Source organism: Marinobacter guineae (assembly GCF_002744735.1).
Classification (GTDB): Bacteria; Pseudomonadota; Gammaproteobacteria; order Pseudomonadales; family Oleiphilaceae; genus Marinobacter; species Marinobacter guineae.
In genome coordinates this window covers 104,459-124,040 of sequence record NZ_KZ319342.1, presented here as the reverse complement: position 1 = coordinate 124,040, position 19,582 = coordinate 104,459, and the positions used below count along the sequence as shown (strand labels likewise).

Genomic DNA, 19,582 nt, shown 5'->3' with positions numbered 1-19,582 from the left:
AGATGGGCATATGGCCAAGAGAACCTTGCGCACACTGATTGGTGCCACCCTACTGGCAATGGCAACCCTCGCTCAGGCACAGGAACCCCGCGTTGTAGCCATAACACAAATTGTAGAGCATCCGGCACTGGACGCCGTCTACCAGGGCGTAAAAGACGAGCTCGCCGAACGCGGCTATAAGGAAGGCGAAAACCTCACCATCATGCACGAGAGTGCCCAGGGCAATGCCGCCATCGCCTCCCAGATTGCCCGCAAGTTCATCGGCGAGCAGCCGGATGTAATTGTTGCCATCGCCACGCCTTCGGCCCAGACCGTTGCCGCAGCAGCCCGTAACATCCCCGTGGTGTTTTCGGCGGTTACCGACCCAGTCGGCGCCAAGCTGGTTCAGAGCCTGGAAGCCCCTGGCGCCAACATCAGCGGCGTAAGCGACATGCTGCCCATCGACAAACACCTGGACATGCTCCTGCGCGTCATGCCGGATGCCAAGCGCATCGGCACCGTCTATAACCCGGGCGAAGCCAACGCTGTGTCTCTGGTTAACCTGCTGGAAGAGCGTCTGAAAGCCCGCGGCCTGACCCTGGAAAAAGCCGCCGCCACCAAAACCTCCGAAGTACTGGGCGCCGCCCGCTCCCTGGTGGGCAAGGCCGACGCCATTTACCTGACCACCGACAACACCGTGATCAGCGCGGCAGAAGCCGTGATTGCCGTTGGTGAGCGCGCGGACATCCCGGTTTTCGCCGCTGACACCGCCACCGTTGAGCGCGGCGCTGTCGCCGCCCTGGGCTTTGACTACTACGATCACGGTCGCCAGACCGGCATGATGGTGGCCAGGGTGCTGGAAGGCAAAAACCCTGGCGACATGCCGGTGGAAACCATGGAAAAGCTGGACCTGTTCGTGAACCCGGCTGCCGGCGAGCGCATGGGCATCACCCTGTCTGACGAGCTGATTGCAGAAGCCGAGCAAGTCATCGACAGCGCCAAGTAACCCCTGAACCCAACGGGCGGCCCTCACAAGGGGCCGCCCGTTTTCATTAATGGTGATACCCGACCATGTTGAGTGACATTGCCTTCTACGGCGCCGTTGAAACCGGCCTGATATACGGCCTTGTGGCCTTTGGCATCTACATTTCCTTCCGCGTCCTGGATTTTCCCGACCTCACCGTGGACGGCAGCTTCCCGCTGGGCGCCGCCGTGGCGGCGGTCCTGATTATCGACGGAGTGGACCCGTGGCTGGCCACCGGCGCGGCAATACTGGCCGGCATGGCCGCAGGCGCGGTAACCGCTATCCTGAACGTGAAGCTGAAGATCCTGAACCTTCTGGCCTCCATCCTCACCATGATCGCGCTTTACTCCATCAACCTGCGCATCATGGGCCGCCCGAACGTGGCGTTGCTTACCGAGGAAACCGTACTCACACCCTGGTATGACCTGGGCCTGGCCTATCACCAGGTACCCGTGGTGCTGTTTGTCATCGTGATCACCATTTCCCTGGTGCTGCTGTGGCGGTTCATGAAATCGGAAACCGGTCTCGCCATGCGCGCCACCGGTGCCAACGCCCGCATGGCTCGGGCCCAGGGCATTGCCACCGGCGCCATGATCATCCTCGGCGTGGCCCTCTCCAACGGCCTGGTGGGCCTGGCTGGCGCCCTGTTCGCCCAGAGCCAGGGTGCCGCCGATGTCACCATGGGTGTGGGCGTGATTGTGATCGGCCTGGCCTCCCTGATTGGTGGCGAGGCGGTCATTACCCCCTCCTCCGTGCTCCGGGCGCTGATTGCCTGCGTAGTGGGTGCCATTATCTACCGCCTGGCCATTGCCTTCGCCCTGAACGCCGACATGCTGGGGCTGCAGGCCCAGGATCTGAACCTGATTACCGCCGTGCTCGTGACCCTGGCCATCGTATTGCCAGGCGTGCGCAACACCGTAGTCAGCAAATTCACCCGCAGCAAGGCCTGAGGAGACAATATGATCACTGCAACCGATCTCCGGCTGACCTTCGGCAAAGGCACACCGCTGGAAAACCCCGCACTCCGGGGTATGAGCCTCACCGTCAACCAGGGCGAATTTGTCACCGTGATTGGCAGTAACGGCGCGGGCAAATCCACCTTCCTGAATGCCCTGGCCGGCGAAGTGCTGGTCGACAGCGGCCAGATCATCGTGGACAACCTGGATGTTACCAAACTGTCCACCCACAAACGGGCGGGCCGCGTTGCCCGGGTGTTCCAAGACCCGCTGGCCGGCACCTGTGAAGGCCTCACCATCGAGGAAAACCTGGCCCTCGCTATCAAGCGCGGCCAACGCCGGGGCCTGAGTGCTGCCGTGAAGAAACAATACATGGAGCAGTTCCGGGACAGCCTCTCGTCTCTGAACCTGGGCCTGGAAAAACGCCTGGGCGACAAAATGGGCCTGCTCTCCGGCGGCCAGCGCCAGGCCGTGAGCCTGCTGATGGCCAGCCTCACGCCTTCCGCCATCCTGCTGCTGGACGAACACACCGCGGCACTGGACCCAAAAACCGCCGCCTTCGTGCTGGAGCTCACCACCAAGATCATCGACGAGCAGAAACTCACCGCCCTAATGGTGACCCACAGCATGAAACAGGCACTGGAAGTCGGCGACCGAACGGTGATGCTGCACCAGGGCCAGGTGGTATTTGATATCGAAGGCAGAGACCGCGAAGGCCTGGAAGTGAAAGACCTGCTCGGCCTGTTCGAGAAACAGCGAGGGCTGGAAGTGGACGACGACAGCCTGTTGCTGGGCTAGCCAGACTGGCACTTGCCGTACGCTAAAAAACGGGGCCTTGTCTGGCCCCGTTTCCGTTTCGCTTCGTGGCTGAAATCGCTCAGTGGCCGTAGATACGCATGGCGGTATTGGATATTGCCAGGTTATCCAGCGCGACCGAGCCAATGGATATGCCACCAATCAGCACCCCACCGATTCTCATGTCCGCCTCGAACGTTTCCAGATCCACCGCCAGGACTTCGGCACCGGCCGCGTTGCTGGCCTTGTAGATATCCAGATCCACATTCGCGAACACCCTCAGCGGCTGCGGTGCAGACAGATCATAATCTGCCCCGGTCAATTCAAGATCCCGGATGCCCAGTGCTAGAAACGGCACATCGAAATCCATGTCGTCAATCGCAATATCCGTGAGCAGATTGAGTTTGTCCGTCGCGGTATCAATCCGGATGGTGCCGGAACCAATCAGCATATCCATATTGAAGTTATCAATAATGGTTGTGCTGCCTCCGGTACCAGTCAGGTTCCAGGCGCCCGTGCTCATACGAAAATCCACGGCGTTGAACGTGATCGGCAGGAGATTGATTATGGCATCACCGTCCTGGGCAATATCAATGTTGATCCGGATATTATCCAGTCGGTCATTGGCTTGCCCGTTCAGGTTCAGATTCATCTCGGAGAACATGTCTGTGCGGTTGGCACCTCCCACGAAGATATTGTTAACCTCCAGCGACCCTTCATCGGTATAGATGAAGCGATCGATATTCAGCTTGGTTTCCAGCTCAATAGTCACACCGGCCTGGCCGGTGATCATACCCATCGCCGAATCATCCAGACTTCGGATCTCGGCTACCGCTGCAGGTGGAACACCCGCAACGCAGAGCGCTAGCAAGGTAGGTTTCAGGCCTTTCATTATTGTTTCCTTGTTTTTAGTCTTAGTCACATCCTGTGGGCCACTGCCGTTTTCGACACCACATCAGTACTTTAGCGACACGTTCAGACCGGGTACGTGCAGGTGTCACAATTTATATGACTTCTCTAATCTTCTAGGGTCTGATCAGTTTTTGAACCACAAGATGTAGTGGTTTTGAACCTTTTCGCCCAAAGCTCTGTTTTAGAAAAAATTTCCCCTTTTCAAGCCGGTTTTGATTGATTTTCTTTGCCCGGAAGCGCCTATCAATAGTTGCGTTCTTATTCACAGAACACTATATCCTGTTATACTCATCTCAGTTTCAACCCATATATAGTGGTTAAAAAGAAAACAGGGCCTAGGCCCGAAGGCACGATTTTCAAGGGGTATGGCGCCGCCGACACAAGGCATGGCGCCATTAAAAGAAGACATACAGGAAGACAGAGGGCGGCAATGAACGCTAAGGCGCAGGCAGTGGTTACAACAATTCCGATGCAGGAAGCCTCGATCGACATCTGGCACAGCAAATACCAGCTGAAGACCAAGACCGGCGAGCCCGTAGACAAGGACATCAACGCAACCTACGAACGTGTTGCCAAAGCCCTTGCCGAGGTGGAAAACAAATCCGTACGCACCCAGCACATGAAGAACTTCATCTGGGCATTGCAGCACGGCGCCATTCCCGCCGGCCGGATTACCTCCAATGCCGGTGCCGAAGCCCACAAGCCGGCCACCTCCACCATTAACTGCACCGTTTCCGGCACCGTTCAAGATTCCATGAACGACATCCTGGAAAAGAACCACGAAGCCGGCCTTACCCTCAAGGCAGGCTGTGGTATCGGTTATGAGTTCTCCACCCTGCGCCCGAAAGGCGCATACGTCGCCGGCGCCGGTGCCACCACCTCCGGCCCGCTGTCGTTCATGGATATCTTCGACCGCATGTGCTTCACCGTGTCTTCCGCCGGTGGCCGCCGCGGCGCCCAGATGGCCACTTTCGACGTGCACCACCCGGATGTCATCGACTTCATCCAGGCCAAGCGCGAGGACGGCCGCCTGCGCCAGTTCAACCTCTCGCTGCTGATCACCGAAGACTTTATCGAAGCCGTGCGCAACGATTCCGACTGGCACCTCTCCTTCCCCGTCACACAGAAGGAAGCGGAAGATGAGGAACTGGATCTGAACGACGCAAGCCAGTTCGTTTACCGTGATTTTCCGGTGCAGAAGGGCTACGTGATCAACGAAGAAGGCAAGGTTGCCTGCCGCATCTACCGCACCCTGAAAGCCCAGTTCATCTGGGACACCATCATGACCAGCACCTACGACTACGCCGAGCCAGGGTTCATCCTGATCGACAAGGTCAACCAGATGAACAACAACTGGTTCTGCGAAGACATCCGCGCCACCAACCCCTGCGGTGAACAGCCCCTGCCCCCGTATGGCAGCTGCCTGTTGGGCTCCGTGAACCTGACCAAGTTCGTGGACTACCCGTTTACCGATAAAGCCAGCTTCAACTACGAGAAATACCGCAAGGTGGTGGCCATCTTCACCCGCATGCTGGACAACGTGGTAGAGATCAACGGCCTGCCGCTAGCCGAGCAGCGCCACGAAATTACCTACAAGCGCCGCCACGGCATGGGCATCCTGGGCCTGGGTTCCACCCTCGCCATGCTGCGCATGCCGTACGGTTCTGAAGAGTCCGTACAGTTCACCGAAGAAGTGGTGCGTGAAATGGCCGTGGAAGGCTGGCGCCAGTCCCTCGTTCTGGCCGAGGAAAAAGGCGTTGCGCCGATCATGGACGACGAGTTTGAAGTTACCCCGAAAATGCTGGGCAAGTGCCCGCAGCTGTCTGAAGACGGCTACAAGCTGGGCGACAAGATCAAGGGCCGCATCCTGCACGCCAAATACAGCCGCTACATGCAGCAGATTGCCAACGTAGAGCCGAAGCTGGTGGAAGAGCTGGCCGAGAAAGGTGGCCGCTTCACCCATCACACCTCCATCGCGCCCACCGGCACCATCAGCCTGTCACTGGCCAACAACGCCAGTAACGGCATCGAGCCGAGCTTCTCGCACCACTACGCGCGCAACATCATCCGCGAAGGCCGCAAGACCAAGGAAAAAGTCGACGTCTTCTCCTTCGAACTGCTGGCCTACCGCCATCTGGTGAACCCGGGCGCCATGCCGTTCTCCGAAGAGGAAGACAAGAAGCTGCCGGCCTACTTCACCACCTCCGATGACGTATCGCCGGCCCAGCACGTGGACATCCAGGCTGCAGCCCAGAAGTGGGTGGATTCCTCGATTTCCAAAACCGCAAACGTTCCGACAGACTTCGACTATCAGGCCTTCAAAGGCATCTACCTGTACGCCTACGACAAGGGCCTGAAGGGTTGCACCACCTTCCGTTTCAACCCGGAAGCCTTCCAGGGCGTACTGGTAAAAGAGAAGGATCTGGAAAACACGCTGTACGAGTTCACCCTCGACGACGGCAGCAAGGTAACCCTCAAGGGCAACGAGCAGGTAGAGTACGACGGCGAAATCCACAACGCCGCCAACCTGTTTGACGCGCTTAAAGAAGGCACCTACGGAAAGTATTGATCCGGGAACCGACACAGGACAACGAACATGACAGTTAAAATCACCAACAAAATCGTCGGCTACCGCGTCAAGAAAGCCGACCCCGAAGTAACCACCGAACACCAGCCACCGGTGAAGGCGGAAACCAAGCCCGTTCAGATGAACGAATACATCGAACGGCCGGACTTCCTCCTGGGCACCACCTACAAGATCAAACCGCCGATCGCCGAGCACGCGATGTACATCACCATCAACGACATCCTGCTCAACGAAGGCACCGACCACGAAAGCCGGCAGCCGTACGAAGTGTTCATCAACTCCAAGTCGATGGAACACTTCCAGTGGGTCATCGCCCTCACCCGCGTCATCTCTGCGGTATTCCGCAAGGGTGGCGACGTGACCTTCCTGGTGGAAGAGCTGCGCAGCGTGTACGACCCCAACGGCGGCTACTTCAAGAAAGGCGGCGTGTTCATGCCCTCCCTGGTGGCTGAAATCGGCGCCGTGATAGAGAAGCACCTGAAGGCCATCGGCCTGCTGGAAAGCGAGGAAATGAGCGAAACCACCAAGCGCATTCTCGCCGAAAAGCGTGCCGAGTTTGAAGCCAGCCACAGCACGGCGACGAACGACGAAAAAGCCGACGACTACCCGCCCAACGCCACCATGTGTGGCAAGTGCAGCACCAAGGCGGTGATCGTAATGGACGGCTGTGCGACGTGCCTGTCCTGCGGCGATAGCAAGTGCGGTTGAGGTGATTGACTGCAATGAATGAATGACGAGAAGGCCTGGAGTGAGAACTTCGGGCCTTTTTGTTTTTGGGTTTTGAAAAATTGTGGAAATAGACGACAAATGTCGCAATACTTCAATTTTTTAGAGCGGCTTTCTTACAACTCTATGAAAAGTATGGAATAGTCGATAAATGCAAACTGGAAATAAGCGAACAGATGACCTTGGAAAATCCGACCATTGGCGCTTATTTCCGAGAGAGCGATTTTCTGAAGCCTGCAGTTCTCTGGGAACCAGAGGAAATTTGATAGATGACATTTAGAAGGGGCGGAAATAGGCGCGGTTGGATAGATGTCATTTGTCGTTGAATTAACTGTTATATTTTCTAGGGAGAGATCATGGGCATTTTCAGCCTCTACAGAGGCCAGAAAGTCGGCAAACTGGTGGAGGTTGAGGCCCTACGAAAAGGACCGCTCAAACAACGAATCGATGTTGTGAGATTGGCTCTCGATAATGGAGAGAAAGGCGTAGGTTTAAAGGTCGTTGCCAAGAGCTTGCTTTCCTACCAAGCACTCCCGGTCTCGCTGAACAAAGAGCAGGCCAGAGAACTCGCCCATCAGATACTTCAGGCTGTTGATGATGACCAAATATAACCAGTCATTCCAGTTCGTTACGGCCCTGATGGGCCTCCACCGGACGGCCTTTTCTCCGCTTCGCTGCGCAAAGGCCGCCGCTGAATCTTGGCGTTAGATTTACAGGTGAGGCATGGAAGAACTGAGTAAATCCACGGTGACGTTATTGGGGGTAGTCGTAGGCTGGCTGCTTGGCCAAGGATCAGAGCTGCTGAGAAGCCACCTCAAGAATCGAAAACTCGTGGGGGCGCTGAATTCTGAGCTCAAAGATCTACAAGCACACTTAGAGACATCCATGGAGCGTTGTGCAAAGAGCATCAACGCAGATGATGCACCTCGAGCAACCATATGGCCTCATGCGATTACTCACCCAGTCTATACTCAGTACTATCCAGAAATCTGTCTCCATATAACTGGTGATCAGCGCCTCAGCATCAACTCGATTTACGGACACATTGCGACGTTTAATCAAAGGCTATCAGGGGAATATGATCCTCAAACAATTAAACGGGGGTTGTTCTTGGCCTATGTTGATGCAAAGTGGGCCTATGAACTCATTGGTTACCATTTCCGGTATAACGGAAAGCAAAAACTTGCCGATGACGAGGCAAAAATCCGAGAGATAAACACAGACTTTCAGCGCTTTGCCGATAAAATCTAACCATCGCAGGCACGGCGACGCCTTTTCCATTGCGGCTTCGCCTCCATTCCAAAGCCGCGCATGCTGCGGGCGTTATGTATGAATATTGCCTCAGCAATTAAGGAGAGCAGATGGCCACTACCATGTATGCAGAAGAAGAGCTTTACCCGGTCGACACAGAGAGCGGTAAGGCCAACAAGTCAGAGGCTTCAACAACATTTGAAGTGTACGTAAGTAACTACTTTGGTGACCACCAAATCTACCTGAAAGTCACTGACGAAAATGGCGATGTAAAGCAGTTTCACGTAAGCAAAGAGCAGGCGCAGTCCTTAGCTCATGGTTTCGATGGTGCAGATGCTTACATCGGGTATGACAATACATAACAATGCACTGTTGCCGGACAATTTTTCCACCGCTTCGCGGTTCCAAAATTGCCGCGAAGTTTCAGCGTTAGGCAGATTGGAGTATTGTCAGTGGAAGATTCCTACAAGGACTTTTGTAAACACTTTAACTCGAGAATACCTTCTCTCGGATTCGTGAAGCTGGTTCGGAAACTAGGAACGGATTACGATCCAATTCAACCATCAAGTATGGTTTTGTATGTCAATGACGAGCAGATATTCCGTCACCTAATTGATTGCGGCTATCTACAAATCCTCAATTTTCTGATGGTTAATACACGGATTGAAAACGATTGTATCGATGTATACAAATCAGAGGTCGGTGACAAAGAGGTCGATTTTGTTAACTCTATTCTAGTGAGTGGACACAAAAAAAGTAGTATCTCTCTAGATGTAAATGATAGAAAAATCATAGTGACAGCGATGGATTCATACATTGATTTAGTGATTTCAGTTTTCTCGGAATTTCATAACGAGGTCATTTCAACTGCAAATGAATTTAGAGAATACTTTGAATTGCAACAGAAGTATGGAGCGGGGTTTTTCCTCAATGCGAACGCATCTACAGCTTTCTCGTATTTCGTGCAGATGTGGGTGTTCAATAGCTACGGTTTTCCACAGATCGAGAATACGGGGATAATTGTCACATGATCGCTTCATTAGATGTCAAGGATAAGCTTTTAACATATCCTGGACTATATAACGTCTACCCTATTCGGAATGAAGTTAGTCAATTCGGAAATCTAGACATTGCTGCCAACACTTTGGAATCTCCAGTGCTCGACGACCAGTATGGTAGAGTTTTCTCGGAAAATGTTTATAAGTTTGGAGTTCCCTATGGGAAAAGCTCGTCGATGCCTTTTTATCCCTGTGGCTTTTCTGGTGAAATCGTGGGAGAGATGCGTGTACCTTATAGGCGAGTCCCAGTGTTTCGAGTTAGGGATATTTCGGAGCTCAATAATCTGTTCGCCGATGTAAAAAAATACTCTCCTCAACACGAAATACTTGCCCGTGGACAAACATCGACATATAGCCTTTCTCGGTCCGACGAGGAAAAACATCTTCTTTTCGGTTCAATAGATCACGTGGAACCATCATTCTTGGCGAGTGGGATCCGGAAAGGATATTCCGAGCTCTTTCTAAATTGCCTTTGGGAGTCACAAGCCAGAATTCTGCTACATGATATCTCTGTGGATATGAAGGATGAACTCACCAGCGAAGAGTTCGTTAGGTTCTCTGAAAGCACAAATCGGTTGCAGTCTGGACCAAGATTTATACCATTCGGATTGGGTCTTGCACAACACTATGGATTGCCCAGTGTTGGTCTGGATTTAACTGATAATCTTCAAGTTGCATTATGGTTTGCATCAAACTCAATTGATATTGATGCAAGCGGCTGCGCAATATGTAAACCAGTTCAGGACCTTGGCTCCAGTAGACTATTCTTCTTCCGGTGTCCAAAGAATGCCGTCTATTCACATGAAGTTGTGAAGCCAGATTGCTTTCCAGAATGTCGCCCAGATCATCAAAATGCGTGGTTTGGGCATGTCGGATGGGGGCAAGCGAAGAACCAAATGGCAAGTTATCTTTGCTGTGTAGTTGAGGTAACTTCCGAAATTCTGAAGATGGTACCGCCCAATTTTGAGGATAGACTTTTCCCTGTTTGTGAAAATGATCCGATACTTAACTATTTCTGGAAAATTCGAGGATTGTCACGATATGAAGGTGAAGCAAAGCGGGCTCTAAGCTCAGTTTACCGGAGAGAAAATGCCTAACAAGGCGCTGCACTCGGACAAATCTCTGCTGCGCTCCAATTTGCCGGTGAGCGCGGCGTTAGACTATGAGCGAGGGAGTGTGTATGCATAATGATGATATTAGACAGCTTCTCGTGCACTGTACTGATCAGATCGAAGGCGTTGAAGAATCTATATCAGACGGTGAGTTGAATAGAATATTACTAAAAAACACGTTGGAGAATTTGAGGAGCGTGTTGGACTACTTGGCTCAAGATATTGTTATTAAGCTAAAAACTAAGCCTAAAAACGGTAACCTTTCGGAAAAAGTGTATTTTCCATATGGTCAGAGGGAAAATCATTTTAACAATAGTGTTAAGCGGAATTTGCCGCCGTTAAAGGAGGACGAGCCAAAAATATACGATTTGTTAGAGAGCATTCAGCCTTTCAAATCTAAAGATAACTGGGTTGTTGATTTATGCTCACTGACAAACGACGCAAAGCATAACAGTTTGTCGAAAACAGAGTCTCAAGAGAATACCGTTGTTGAGCAGAAGGGTTTTGCCCGGATAGAGGGTGGACGAAATGTGATGATGGTAGGTAACTACTTTAACGGCGTTCGTCAGGATGACGTTTTCATAGATGGGGACGGCAACGCAAATGTAGTGAGGCACTCTGGAACCACACTCGTCACGACCAATACTCGAATAAAATTTCATGGTAAAGAGCTAGAAATAGTTCCATTTCTAAACCATTGCCATAAGCAAATAACGGAGTTGAGCAGGAACGCTGGGAGCTTGTTGTGAACAGGCCTAACAAGGGGCTGCATCGGACCGCCTTTCCGGCGCGGTGCGCCTCCAAATCGGCCGCTGAGGCTAAGAGTTATGCAGTAGGGATTCGCTGTAATCACAATCTTTAAATATTAGGATGCTACATGGATTTGGTTAGCAATTTTCTTTCGAGTCTAGATCCAACATCTATTTTAATTGGCGCCATTTTTAGTGCCTTGATTGGTCTATGGCTCGATTTTTTTATTAAGCAACCGAAGTTACAAAGGAATGGATCTGGCTCAGGGGGAGTGGGTAGAGGGTTCAAGCAAAATAGCTTGACCTTTACCAATAAAGTAGGCTGGTTTGGCATCAATTTACGAGAGTCACGAATACTAGGATTGCGAATCCATCCCGGTTTTAGAAAAGGGTTGACGTTTGACAAGCATCCAGCCAGGGATTGTAGAGCCCATTTATTCCTGAAGAGCACTGGCGAGAGTGTTGGTCAGTTATGGTGGAATGTAGAAGGCAATAGAGTGGATGATAAAGTTACTCTTGAATCAGGAAAGCAAGCGAGCCTAATAATTTTTTGCCGACAGAGTGATGATGAAAATTATTTTGTTTACCAGCCGACATCTCGCGAAGATAAAACGCCAAAAGTACCAGATCATAATTTTAAGTTTGTAGGGGAGCAGGAATTTGTTCTTAAGGTTAATTACTCTCACAGTCGTAAATATGAAGAGAATATTTTAATTGAGAAGAAATATAATGGCCTGCTGTATTTCAAGACTAAAAACGGTAGTAGCCTTTTCTAAATGCCAAAAGTAAACTTGATCTAGAAAATGCATAACAAGTTGCTGCACACGGATAAATTACTCGCTGCGCTCTTAATTTACCGGTGAGCAAAGCGTTGTGCGTTACAGCTACATTGAGCAAAACAATAGGAAGGAGCCTTTTGGGTGTTACGAATAACACTGCCATTGTTCATCGTTTTCTTGTTTTACCTCCCGTTGGCTTTGGCATCGGTGGACAATATGGATCTGAGGGTATGCCTCGCCCACTCAGACCAAACGAGCCAAATTAGCTGTTGCGAAGAGTTCGGAATCAGCCAAGCTGAATGTACTAGTGTGAACCAAAGACCCCCCGAGGCTGCCGAGTCACAACCTGATGAAGGTTCGTACTTTTATTGTAAATTCAGAAATTTGGATGGATCGGAAGAAAACATGGCACGTTGGGGCAAAGGCACCGACTTTACCTTTGTGCCAAGTAAAAATATGTGGGAATGGCGCACCGAGTACACGATTCAGTCGATTGATTCGAATGGGGGCTATTACCAGACAGCATTGAATCCGATTTTTGAAGACCAGGTAGGTAGGTGCGGGCCGGATATCGAGATGGAGTACAAGGAGAGGCTGAGGGAAATCATGGAGGAGTATCGAAAATGACGCACAACAAGGCGGTCAACGGGACGCAGGACTTCCCCCACTTCAGTAGACACGCATCGATAACTCCTCAACAGGAGAAGAACGATGCCTGCAATGAACACGGGGAAGAAGACCCAAAGGTACAGCATTGAGTTCAAAGTCAAAGCGGTGGAGTGGAGCTACCTGCCCCACCGAAGTGTAAAAGGGGTGGCCGAGGCGCTGGATATTCACCCCTTCATGCTGTCACGCTGGCGAAAGGAATACCGGGAAGGGAAGTTCGCCATGAAGCGGGTCAAGAAAGCACCAGCGGGTGCCAAAGAGCTGTTGAAGGAACGGGATGAGATCAATCGTCTGAAACGCCGGATAGCGGAGCTTCAGGAGGAAAATGACATCCTAAAAAAGTTTCAACGTTTTCAGGCAGAGGAACGACGGAAGCGTTCAGATTCGTCTGGAAACACCGGGGACAGCACGGAGTAAAGGCGCTGTGTCGTCACCTGAACATCTCGCGGTCTGGCTACTACGCCTGGGCAAACCGCAAGCCCGGCCAGAGAGCTGCTGAGAATGCTGATTTGCTCTTGAAGATCCGCAGAGTCTATGACGGCAGTAAGGGCCGTTATGGCAGCCCCAGAGTCTATCAGGCTCTTCGTAAAGAGGGCCTGATTGTGGGTGAGAATCGGGTTGCGAGGGTCATGCGGGAATGGGGAATGAAAGCCCGTGTTGCTCGCGTATATCGCCGAATGAGGAAGCTCAGGGAAGACCTGAAAGCCCTGCCGAATCATCGACTGGAGCCCGACAAACCGGCCGCAGCGAATCTGCAATGGAGCAGCGATGTCACCTACATCAAGCTGGGTAAGAAATACGTGTTCCTGGCGGTGGTGTTGGATCTGTATTCCCGACGCATCATCAGTTGGCGACTAGGTGAGAATCTGAGCGCAGATTTTGCCAGGGCAACTCTCCGAGAGGCCTTCGCAAGCCGTAGACCGGCCTCAGGCCTATTGTTCCATACGGATCGTGGTATCGAATATCGCGCTCACAAGACCCAGGCTCTGCTGAATCAGTACCGGGTACGGCACAGCATGAACCGCCCAGGACAGTGTACCGAGAAGCCGAGACATACCGAGAAACCGGGACAGGTTTATTTTTTGACGCTAGTAACTGAGTATCTATGGCACTAACACAAATGCAGCTCATCCAGTCCCTTGGTGAAGCGATGGCTTGGTTTGAGCGGGAGCTGAGCTGGGGCGTACCGCCAACTGAGTTACGCCACCTTTGCGGTCGGATTGGTGAGTTGTACGCTGCGTTGATCACCAACGGGCAGATGGCAACTGAGGTCAACCAGAAAGGTTATGACGTAGTAAGTGGTGACGGCGAACGGATCTCCGTCAAGACTACGGCCAGAGTCGGGACTGGAGGACACGTCTCTTTTAATCCGAGCTCTCTCGATCTTGTTGACCGAATCATTATTCTTCAGATCAACACAGAGGACATGCAGATCGAGACACTCCTGAATGCTCCGATTAATGAGGCGATTCAACTGCTCTCTCCTGTACGTTCTGGCAAGCAAGGTTTGCCTCTCAGCCGGATTGTACAAAAGGGACGGCCGCGAAGCGACCTGAAGACGTTGCGAGAGGTGTCTTTCGAGGGCTATATCGTCCGCGAGATAGAGAATGGCAGCATAGAGGTTGAGCAAGAAGGAAAGCTATTGGTTCCGGCCAAGCCTGCGCTACGGGAACTGGCCAAAGCGCTCAATCTGAGCCTGTTAAACAGCAATGGCAATCCGTTAAACACCCGGCAACTTGGTAGCTACATCATCAAGAGTCTTGGCGAGGCATAATGCGCTGAATTAACGAGAACGGTAAAACAGGGACAGCTCTATTTTTTGAATTCGCAACCCTATGATGTCAGCAAACCCTGGAAAGTACCTCAGTAACAACCTCGGCCAGAGCTTTCTGGCCTCCCCTTTTCAGGCCCCGCTGAATGCCTGGGCACTGGTACCCGTGTTCGCAATCGTAGCGGTGTCTGTCGGTTTCGGCGCCGGTTTATTTCAATTCGGGTGGCTGGATTCGCCGATCACACCCGTGCTACCCATCCTGTTGTTTGTGTTCCCGTCGCTGCTCGAAGAGGCCTTCTTCAGGGGCGTACTGATACCGCGAAACATACTGGCGTCGGGGCACGTAAAGGCCGCCTGGAGTGTGGCCATCAGCACACTGGTCTTCGTTGTGTGGCATCCGTTCAATGCACTGGCGTTCAACCCCACGGCTATTTCTCTGTTCCTGAATCCGTGGTTTCTGGTTATCGTAGGCGCTATGGGTATTACCTGTGGCTACGCTTATGTGCTTTCCCGGTCTATCTGGGTGCCGGTGATCATTCACTGGGCTACGGTAACGGTTTGGGTGCTTTTTCTTGGTGGCAGAAATCTGGTGCTGGAGTTGTAACCCCTCGGAGATTGGCGTGGAAATGAAACAAGCCGTTCTAATAACACTGTCCCTGTTGTTTGCGGGCTGCGCCTCCACAGAAGTAACGGAAAACGACACCGGATTCGCGCAATCACCCAACCTGGAGGCATTTGTCGGTTGTTACAGGAACTGCAGCAACCCATCGGACGGCTCAGCACCCGTGTGTTTGACCTCCATCCTTTGGCCAGACGGGTATACTTCAGAAACAAGGCCGGAGGCAGTCCTCATTCAGAAAGGCAATGGCAACAGCTTGATCGCCTCTGCAATTTCAGACGGTGTCGTGCTCACACATTCCCGATTCCAGGAGGGAGAAGAGTTCGAGTTCAAGGCCGGTCTGCTTGAGCTGAAGCGCGAATACATCGCCTCCGGCGCCCGGGAGCCTGGCAATCCCTTCATTGGTGTGGTGACCAGTAAGACGGTCCTTGGGCTGGATGCCTCTGGCCAGGGCCGCATCAGCCAATCGACAGCCTTCGCCGGGACGGGCTTTTTGATAATACCCGTGGCCGGGAAAATATCGGACACACAAAAGATTGAACGGGCACCAAGAGAGCTGTGCGAGCGCAGGAGCCAGTCTTGATCTGATTTAGGCAGTTATCAGCAGCCTGCCATCATTGGTGAAAAGCCCGAAGGTTATCCAAGAACCTTTATCGAAACCGGGACACCCATTAGCCAGCCAGAGTCAATTGGCCGAACTGGTCCCTGGCAGTCAGCTGCCATCCGATTTAACCCGACCTCTCACCCACTCGATAACAGGAGACCGCCAATGACAGCCTACGTTATCGGCAACATCACCGTGAAAGACCCGGACAAATGGGCGGAATACCGCAGGCTGGTGCCGGAAACGCTGGTGCCGTTACGCACCCAGGCAGCGGATGTAGATCTGGTGACTTTCGAGGCCGATTAATAAGTACTGCCACCTGCCAGCACCCTGGCGCCTATACTGGATAACAAACCACCAGAGAAGCGCCATGGAAAACAATTCAACAAGCCTGAGCATGACCGTCCTGATGACGCCGGACAAAGCCAATTTTTCCGGCAATGTGCACGGCGGCACCCTGCTGAAGTATCTGGATGAAGTCGCCTACGCCTGCGCCAGCCGTTACGCGGGGACGTATGTCGTTACCCTGTCCGTCGACCAGGTGATGTTCCTCCAACCCATCCACGTGGGCGAGCTGGTCACCTTTCTGGCCAGTGTGAACTACACCGGCCGTACTTCCATGGAAATCGGCATCAAAGTGGTCACCGAGAACATCCGGGACAAGTTGGTCCGCCATAGCAACAGCTGCTTTTTTACCATGGTGGCGGTTGATGACAACGGCAAAGCCGTCGCCGTGCCGCAGCTGGTTCCACGCACCGATGATCAGATTCGGCGGTTTGCTAACGGTAAGGAGCGCCGTGCTATTCGTGCCGAACTCGAGGAACGTTACAGGGCGCTACATAAAAAATGAGACCGGAACACCGGGACAGATTTATTTTGTGAATCCGCGACCTTATGATTTCAGCAAAGCCTGGAAAGTACCTCGGTAACAACCTTGGCTAAAGTATTCTGACCTCCCCTTTTCAGGCGCCGTTAAAGGCCTGGGTACTGGTGCCGGTTTTTGTAATCATAGCGATATCCGCTGGTTTGGGCGCCGGTTTATTTAAATTCGGGTGGTTAAATTCGGCAATCACTCCCCTGCTCCCCATTATTGTTCGTGTTCCCGTCGCTGCTGGAAGAGGCCTTTTCCAGGGGCATCCTGATACCGCGAAACATACTGGCGTCGGGACACGTAAAGGCTGGAATAGAGGAAGCACTCCAAGTCAGTCTCGACCGCTCAGGCGTTGGTTGCGTCTTCGACAGACGGGTCAAATCTCTCTCTCAGCCACTGATTGATTTCTCCGGACTCATACAGCCACTCCTGCTTTCCATCGCTATGCGTAACGCGCAGGCAGGGCACTTTGATTCGCCCGCCGCCATTTTCCAGTTCGGCGCGATGGCCTTTATCATTCCGGGCGTCTCGTAATTCGATGTTCAGGCCCAGCCGGGCAATTTCTTTCCGCACTTTTACGCAGAATGGGCAGGCCTGAAACTGGTACAGAGCCAGATCCTTGCAGCCGCTATCAACTGCAGCCTGATCTTCTGCTGACCGGGACAGTGCCTTGGGCGTGGTAAGCTTCTCCATCAGCAAGATCACAGGGGTCAGTACCAGGCGCAAAAATCGAAAGAAATAACGCATAACGATGCTCATCTAATCAGCCTTGAGTCGGAAAATGGTCACTGGGGGCGGAAGATGGTAACAGTTTGCCGCCGCCAAGGTCAGGGCAGGAAACATCGGGGTCAGGTCTTTCCTTTTGCCTTGGGCTGACTTTGTCGAAAATGATCTTCAGCAATCTGTTAGGGCTTCTTTTTTTTTGGTGTTATCAGCCCATTTCGAAAAATATCTATCAAACAAGAGCTATCAAACAGCTATGACGAGAAAGACATTAGGTTTAACCCGGAAACCAAATAAAGACGCTAAACCAGTGGCTAAGGAAGCCGAAGCTATGGTTGAGGTTGAGGTTGAGGTTGAAGGTGAGGCTGATCCACAAAAACGTTTTTTAAACGGTGTGGCTATCAATCCAACGCCGGGGATTCGCTTGGAGTTAGGTTCAGAAAAACTCACGGTGCGCGCGATGGATTTGATCACGCCGATTGGAATGGGGCAGCGAGGTTTGATAGTTGCACCGCCGGGGTCTGGAAAATCGACGATTTTAAAAGATATTTGCCAGGCGGTGGGAAAGGCGTATCCCGAGATTAAACTTTACGCGTTATTGATAGATGAGCGACCCGAAGAGGTCACTGATTTCAAGCGTAGCGTCCCGGCTGAGGTACACGCTTCTTCTTCGGATGAAAGCTATGCTCATCACGCTCGCGTTGCCGATGAGCTTCTTGATATCGCTCGCCAACAAGCTGGCGAGGGTCACAATGTCATGATTGTGATTGATTCTCTCACGAGGCTTGCGCGTGTTCACAATGCGGAGCGAAAGAGCAGCGGTCGTACTATGTCTGGCGGGATTGATGCTCGAGCGATGGAGATCCCGCGGAGGTTGTTTGGCTCTGCACGAAACCTCGAGAATGGCGGCTCGCTTACGATTTTGGCAACCGTTCTGGTTGATACCGGCAGCCGTATGGACCAGGTTATATTTGAGGAATTTAAGGGCACGGGGAACATGGAGCTGGTTTTATCAAGAGACGTTGCGAATCAGCGAATCTTCCCCGCGCTGGACATTTCGAAAAGCAGTACACGCCGTGAAGAGCTGCTGTTAGATCCGAAAGATTTAGACAAAATAAGAGCGTTGCGCCGGGCGCTTAGCGGTCTCAAACCGCTAGAGGGCACAAAAAAGCTGGTGGAGCTGCTTGAGAAGTACCCCACAAATGCCGAACTTCTGAAAAACATCCCCGGGACGCCCATCGATTGAATCCGCGCTACCAGAAACCGGGACAGACTTATTTTCAGCTGAAATTACCAGCGCCGGGCTCATTGAATTTTCCGCAGCGCACCTTCGATGTTGTTGCTGCTTTCCGGACGCACCAATCGAGCCATTTCCTCCCCGTTCCTCAGAAAAATCAGAGTCGGCCAAAGCTTGACGCCAAACGTCCGCCCCAACCTGCGGCCTTTGCCATCCTCAACCTTCACATGCCGAACGTCCGGGTGTTTATCCATTGCCGCCCTGATATCCGCCTGTGCCCCCTGGCAGAACCCGCACCAGTTGGTTCCGAATTCGATCACCATTGGGCCAGCGGTCTGGTCAAGCTCGTCACGGCTTAGGGTTTCAGGTGTATATTGGTTGGTGTACGACATGGCATTTCCTTGTTGGGTTACAACAAACTTTGAGCGTCCTCGCTCGAATGATAACGTTTAATGGTTTCAGTCATCCAGACTCCGGAGGCCCGGCGCAAGGCTATTCCCTATGTTCGTTTGTGCATTGACGGCCAATCGGCCCCTGAAAAGCAGCACAGCCAGTCTGGCGGCATCAATCGCAGGAGTAGCAAGGACGGTTCTTCGTGTGATTGATGATGCAGGCCACCTCGTTATTGAGGAGAAGCCTGATGAGCTGGTGAAGGAGATTCTGGATTTTGTTGAGGCTTAGGAGCTCGTGAAACCGCACATGCTGGAAAAACGCATTCCACCCCTCGCTCTGGTGCTGATCGTGTGGTTGCTTATGTGGGTCATCGCAAACTCAGGCCCGCGCATTGAAGCTGGCGAAATGCTTCGCGTGGCAGCAGCGGTCGTGTTTGTTCTGGGCACTCTATTCCCTGTGGCTGGGGTGATTTCCTTTCGACGTTCGAAAACAACGGTAGACCCGCGCAAGCCAGAAGCAAGTTCTACGCTGGTCAGCTCGGGTGTTTACCGCTACTCCCGCAATCCAATGTATGTGGGGTTCGGGTTTTGGCTGCTGGCCTGGGGCGTTTTCCTGGCGTCCGCCTGGGCTTTGATCGGGGTGATTTTCTTTGTGCTTTATATGAACCGATTCCAGATCGAACCGGAGGAACGCGCCCTGCGGGATAGCTTCGGCGAAGCTTTCCGGGATTATGAGCGACGCGTTCGGCGGTGGCTTTAAACGAAAAGCAC

Annotated in this window: 25 protein-coding genes and 1 pseudogene; 23 read left to right on the top strand and 3 right to left on the bottom strand. The window is 52.5% G+C overall.

Going from position 1 to position 19,582, the window contains the following annotated elements; translation table 11 throughout:
- Nucleotides 1-10: 10 nt before the first annotated feature.
- The 3 genes from CLH62_RS18225 (at nucleotide 11) to CLH62_RS18215 (ending at nucleotide 2,757) form a co-directional block, all read left to right on the top strand.
- On the top strand, nucleotides 11-985 hold the full coding sequence (locus tag CLH62_RS18225; RefSeq protein ID WP_099619627.1) for an ABC transporter substrate-binding protein: 975 nt from the start codon (nucleotides 11-13) through the stop codon (nucleotides 983-985).
- Nucleotides 986-1,050: 65 nt separating this feature from the next.
- On the top strand, nucleotides 1,051-1,953 hold the full coding sequence (locus tag CLH62_RS18220) for an ABC transporter permease (RefSeq protein WP_099619626.1): 903 nt from the start codon (nucleotides 1,051-1,053) through the stop codon (nucleotides 1,951-1,953).
- Between the two features lie 9 nt (nucleotides 1,954-1,962).
- The gene (locus tag CLH62_RS18215; protein ID WP_099619625.1) at nucleotides 1,963-2,757 is read left to right on the top strand and encodes an ABC transporter ATP-binding protein; all 795 of its coding nucleotides are present in this window, start codon (nucleotides 1,963-1,965) and stop codon (nucleotides 2,755-2,757) included.
- 79 nt (nucleotides 2,758-2,836) lie between these two features.
- Here the strand turns inward: CLH62_RS18215 and CLH62_RS18210 are convergent, their stop codons facing one another.
- Nucleotides 2,837-3,646 (bottom strand): DUF6160 family protein, encoded by an 810-nt coding sequence (locus tag CLH62_RS18210; RefSeq protein ID WP_099619624.1) that lies wholly within the window; start codon nucleotides 3,644-3,646, stop codon nucleotides 2,837-2,839.
- A gap of 450 nt (nucleotides 3,647-4,096) precedes the next feature.
- Between CLH62_RS18210 and CLH62_RS18205 the strand changes: the two genes are divergently transcribed.
- The 17 genes and pseudogenes from CLH62_RS18205 to CLH62_RS18135 all read left to right on the top strand — a co-directional run bounded on the left by CLH62_RS18205 (nucleotide 4,097) and on the right by CLH62_RS18135 (nucleotide 16,438).
- Nucleotides 4,097-6,235 carry an adenosylcobalamin-dependent ribonucleoside-diphosphate reductase gene (locus tag CLH62_RS18205; RefSeq protein WP_099619623.1) on the top strand — a complete coding sequence of 713 codons (2,139 nt, stop codon included), beginning with the start codon at nucleotides 4,097-4,099 and terminating at the stop codon, nucleotides 6,233-6,235.
- A gap of 27 nt (nucleotides 6,236-6,262) precedes the next feature.
- Nucleotides 6,263-6,961, top strand: a complete 699-nt coding sequence (locus CLH62_RS18200; RefSeq protein ID WP_099619622.1) for a TSCPD domain-containing protein — start codon at nucleotides 6,263-6,265, stop codon at nucleotides 6,959-6,961.
- 374 nt (nucleotides 6,962-7,335) lie between these two features.
- A complete protein-coding gene (locus CLH62_RS18195) occupies nucleotides 7,336-7,590 on the top strand; it encodes a hypothetical protein (protein ID WP_099619621.1) in 255 nt (84 codons plus the stop codon).
- 112 nt (nucleotides 7,591-7,702) lie between these two features.
- Nucleotides 7,703-8,230, top strand: coding sequence for a hypothetical protein (locus CLH62_RS18190; RefSeq protein WP_099619620.1), 528 nt, complete (start codon nucleotides 7,703-7,705; stop codon nucleotides 8,228-8,230).
- Between the two features lie 110 nt (nucleotides 8,231-8,340).
- Nucleotides 8,341-8,592 carry a hypothetical protein gene (locus CLH62_RS18185; protein WP_099619619.1) on the top strand — a complete coding sequence of 84 codons (252 nt, stop codon included), beginning with the start codon at nucleotides 8,341-8,343 and terminating at the stop codon, nucleotides 8,590-8,592.
- 90 nt (nucleotides 8,593-8,682) lie between these two features.
- On the top strand, nucleotides 8,683-9,261 hold the full coding sequence (locus CLH62_RS18180; RefSeq protein WP_143752387.1) for a hypothetical protein: 579 nt from the start codon (nucleotides 8,683-8,685) through the stop codon (nucleotides 9,259-9,261).
- Nucleotides 9,258-10,385, top strand: a complete 1,128-nt coding sequence (locus tag CLH62_RS21020; protein WP_143752386.1) for an FRG domain-containing protein — start codon at nucleotides 9,258-9,260, stop codon at nucleotides 10,383-10,385. Before CLH62_RS18180 ends, CLH62_RS21020 begins: the two co-directional genes overlap by 4 nt.
- A gap of 83 nt (nucleotides 10,386-10,468) precedes the next feature.
- Nucleotides 10,469-11,149, top strand: coding sequence for a hypothetical protein (locus CLH62_RS18175; protein ID WP_099619617.1), 681 nt, complete (start codon nucleotides 10,469-10,471; stop codon nucleotides 11,147-11,149).
- A 128-nt stretch (nucleotides 11,150-11,277) separates the two neighbouring features.
- Entirely contained in the window at nucleotides 11,278-11,925 is a 648-nt protein-coding gene (locus CLH62_RS18170; protein ID WP_099619616.1) for a hypothetical protein, read from the top strand.
- A 408-nt stretch (nucleotides 11,926-12,333) separates the two neighbouring features.
- Nucleotides 12,334-12,555, top strand: a complete 222-nt coding sequence (locus CLH62_RS21015) for a hypothetical protein (RefSeq protein ID WP_143752385.1) — start codon at nucleotides 12,334-12,336, stop codon at nucleotides 12,553-12,555.
- A gap of 84 nt (nucleotides 12,556-12,639) precedes the next feature.
- On the top strand, nucleotides 12,640-13,011 hold the full coding sequence (locus CLH62_RS18160) for a transposase (RefSeq protein ID WP_099619614.1): 372 nt from the start codon (nucleotides 12,640-12,642) through the stop codon (nucleotides 13,009-13,011).
- Nucleotides 12,993-13,709: pseudogene (locus tag CLH62_RS18155) on the top strand (IS3 family transposase); the annotation flags it as partial. The gene CLH62_RS18160 and the pseudogene CLH62_RS18155, both read left to right, overlap by 19 nt.
- Nucleotides 13,700-14,368, top strand: coding sequence for a DUF6998 domain-containing protein (locus CLH62_RS18150; RefSeq protein ID WP_099619612.1), 669 nt, complete (start codon nucleotides 13,700-13,702; stop codon nucleotides 14,366-14,368). The pseudogene CLH62_RS18155 and the gene CLH62_RS18150, both read left to right, overlap by 10 nt.
- A gap of 64 nt (nucleotides 14,369-14,432) precedes the next feature.
- A complete protein-coding gene (locus CLH62_RS18145; RefSeq protein WP_211285841.1) occupies nucleotides 14,433-14,969 on the top strand; it encodes a CPBP family glutamic-type intramembrane protease in 537 nt (178 codons plus the stop codon).
- Nucleotides 14,970-14,985: 16 nt separating this feature from the next.
- On the top strand, nucleotides 14,986-15,567 hold the full coding sequence (locus CLH62_RS18140; RefSeq protein WP_143752383.1) for a hypothetical protein: 582 nt from the start codon (nucleotides 14,986-14,988) through the stop codon (nucleotides 15,565-15,567).
- Between the two features lie 186 nt (nucleotides 15,568-15,753).
- Nucleotides 15,754-15,894, top strand: coding sequence for a DUF1330 domain-containing protein (locus tag CLH62_RS21010; protein ID WP_143752382.1), 141 nt, complete (start codon nucleotides 15,754-15,756; stop codon nucleotides 15,892-15,894).
- 64 nt (nucleotides 15,895-15,958) lie between these two features.
- Nucleotides 15,959-16,438, top strand: coding sequence for an acyl-CoA thioesterase (locus tag CLH62_RS18135; protein ID WP_099619609.1), 480 nt, complete (start codon nucleotides 15,959-15,961; stop codon nucleotides 16,436-16,438).
- A gap of 366 nt (nucleotides 16,439-16,804) precedes the next feature.
- Here CLH62_RS18135 and CLH62_RS18130 read toward each other — a convergent pair whose 3' ends face one another.
- Complete coding sequence (locus CLH62_RS18130) at nucleotides 16,805-17,218, bottom strand: glutaredoxin family protein (RefSeq protein ID WP_099619608.1); 414 nt, start codon at nucleotides 17,216-17,218, stop codon at nucleotides 16,805-16,807.
- Between the two features lie 103 nt (nucleotides 17,219-17,321).
- Here CLH62_RS18130 and rho point away from each other — a divergent pair, with 103 nt between their 5' ends.
- Complete coding sequence (gene rho, locus CLH62_RS18125) at nucleotides 17,322-18,428, top strand: transcription termination factor Rho (protein ID WP_228152903.1); 1,107 nt, start codon at nucleotides 17,322-17,324, stop codon at nucleotides 18,426-18,428.
- 59 nt (nucleotides 18,429-18,487) lie between these two features.
- Here rho and CLH62_RS18120 read toward each other — a convergent pair whose 3' ends face one another.
- Nucleotides 18,488-18,811 (bottom strand): thioredoxin family protein, encoded by a 324-nt coding sequence (locus tag CLH62_RS18120; protein ID WP_099619606.1) that lies wholly within the window; start codon nucleotides 18,809-18,811, stop codon nucleotides 18,488-18,490.
- 109 nt (nucleotides 18,812-18,920) lie between these two features.
- Here CLH62_RS18120 and CLH62_RS21270 point away from each other — a divergent pair, with 109 nt between their 5' ends.
- Together CLH62_RS21270 and CLH62_RS18110 are read left to right on the top strand one after the other, a co-directional pair.
- Entirely contained in the window at nucleotides 18,921-19,100 is a 180-nt protein-coding gene (locus CLH62_RS21270) for an alpha/beta fold hydrolase (RefSeq protein WP_211285839.1), read from the top strand.
- 18 nt (nucleotides 19,101-19,118) lie between these two features.
- Nucleotides 19,119-19,571, top strand: coding sequence for a methyltransferase family protein (locus tag CLH62_RS18110; protein WP_099619726.1), 453 nt, complete (start codon nucleotides 19,119-19,121; stop codon nucleotides 19,569-19,571).
- Nucleotides 19,572-19,582: the final 11 nt, after the last annotated feature.

Bases quoted from the DNA above. Each gene is read 5' to 3' on its own strand.
- CLH62_RS18210 (WP_099619624.1), bottom strand. From the start codon at position 3,646: ATGAAAGGCCTGAAACCTACCTTGCTAGCGCTCTGCGTTGCGGGTGTT.
- CLH62_RS18205 (WP_099619623.1), top strand. From the start codon at position 4,097: ATGAACGCTAAGGCGCAGGCAGTGGTTACAACAATTCCGATGCAGGAA.
- CLH62_RS18150 (WP_099619612.1), top strand. From the start codon at position 13,700: ATGGCACTAACACAAATGCAGCTCATCCAGTCCCTTGGTGAAGCGATG.
- CLH62_RS18160 (WP_099619614.1), top strand. From the start codon at position 12,640: ATGCCTGCAATGAACACGGGGAAGAAGACCCAAAGGTACAGCATTGAG.
- CLH62_RS18215 (WP_099619625.1), top strand. From the start codon at position 1,963: ATGATCACTGCAACCGATCTCCGGCTGACCTTCGGCAAAGGCACACCG.
- CLH62_RS21010 (WP_143752382.1), top strand. From the start codon at position 15,754: ATGACAGCCTACGTTATCGGCAACATCACCGTGAAAGACCCGGACAAA.
- CLH62_RS18225 (WP_099619627.1), top strand. From the start codon at position 11: ATGGCCAAGAGAACCTTGCGCACACTGATTGGTGCCACCCTACTGGCA.
- CLH62_RS21270 (WP_211285839.1), top strand. From the start codon at position 18,921: ATGTTCGTTTGTGCATTGACGGCCAATCGGCCCCTGAAAAGCAGCACA.
- CLH62_RS18195 (WP_099619621.1), top strand. From the start codon at position 7,336: ATGGGCATTTTCAGCCTCTACAGAGGCCAGAAAGTCGGCAAACTGGTG.
- CLH62_RS18110 (WP_099619726.1), top strand. From the start codon at position 19,119: ATGCTGGAAAAACGCATTCCACCCCTCGCTCTGGTGCTGATCGTGTGG.
- CLH62_RS18135 (WP_099619609.1), top strand. From the start codon at position 15,959: ATGGAAAACAATTCAACAAGCCTGAGCATGACCGTCCTGATGACGCCG.
- CLH62_RS18120 (WP_099619606.1), bottom strand. From the start codon at position 18,811: ATGTCGTACACCAACCAATATACACCTGAAACCCTAAGCCGTGACGAG.
- CLH62_RS18145 (WP_211285841.1), top strand. From the start codon at position 14,433: ATGTCAGCAAACCCTGGAAAGTACCTCAGTAACAACCTCGGCCAGAGC.
- CLH62_RS18130 (WP_099619608.1), bottom strand. From the start codon at position 17,218: ATGAGCATCGTTATGCGTTATTTCTTTCGATTTTTGCGCCTGGTACTG.
- CLH62_RS21015 (WP_143752385.1), top strand. From the start codon at position 12,334: ATGGCACGTTGGGGCAAAGGCACCGACTTTACCTTTGTGCCAAGTAAA.
- CLH62_RS18170 (WP_099619616.1), top strand. From the start codon at position 11,278: ATGGATTTGGTTAGCAATTTTCTTTCGAGTCTAGATCCAACATCTATT.
- CLH62_RS18200 (WP_099619622.1), top strand. From the start codon at position 6,263: ATGACAGTTAAAATCACCAACAAAATCGTCGGCTACCGCGTCAAGAAA.
- CLH62_RS18190 (WP_099619620.1), top strand. From the start codon at position 7,703: ATGGAAGAACTGAGTAAATCCACGGTGACGTTATTGGGGGTAGTCGTA.
- CLH62_RS18185 (WP_099619619.1), top strand. From the start codon at position 8,341: ATGGCCACTACCATGTATGCAGAAGAAGAGCTTTACCCGGTCGACACA.
- CLH62_RS21020 (WP_143752386.1), top strand. From the start codon at position 9,258: ATGATCGCTTCATTAGATGTCAAGGATAAGCTTTTAACATATCCTGGA.
- CLH62_RS18220 (WP_099619626.1), top strand. From the start codon at position 1,051: ATGTTGAGTGACATTGCCTTCTACGGCGCCGTTGAAACCGGCCTGATA.
- CLH62_RS18175 (WP_099619617.1), top strand. From the start codon at position 10,469: ATGCATAATGATGATATTAGACAGCTTCTCGTGCACTGTACTGATCAG.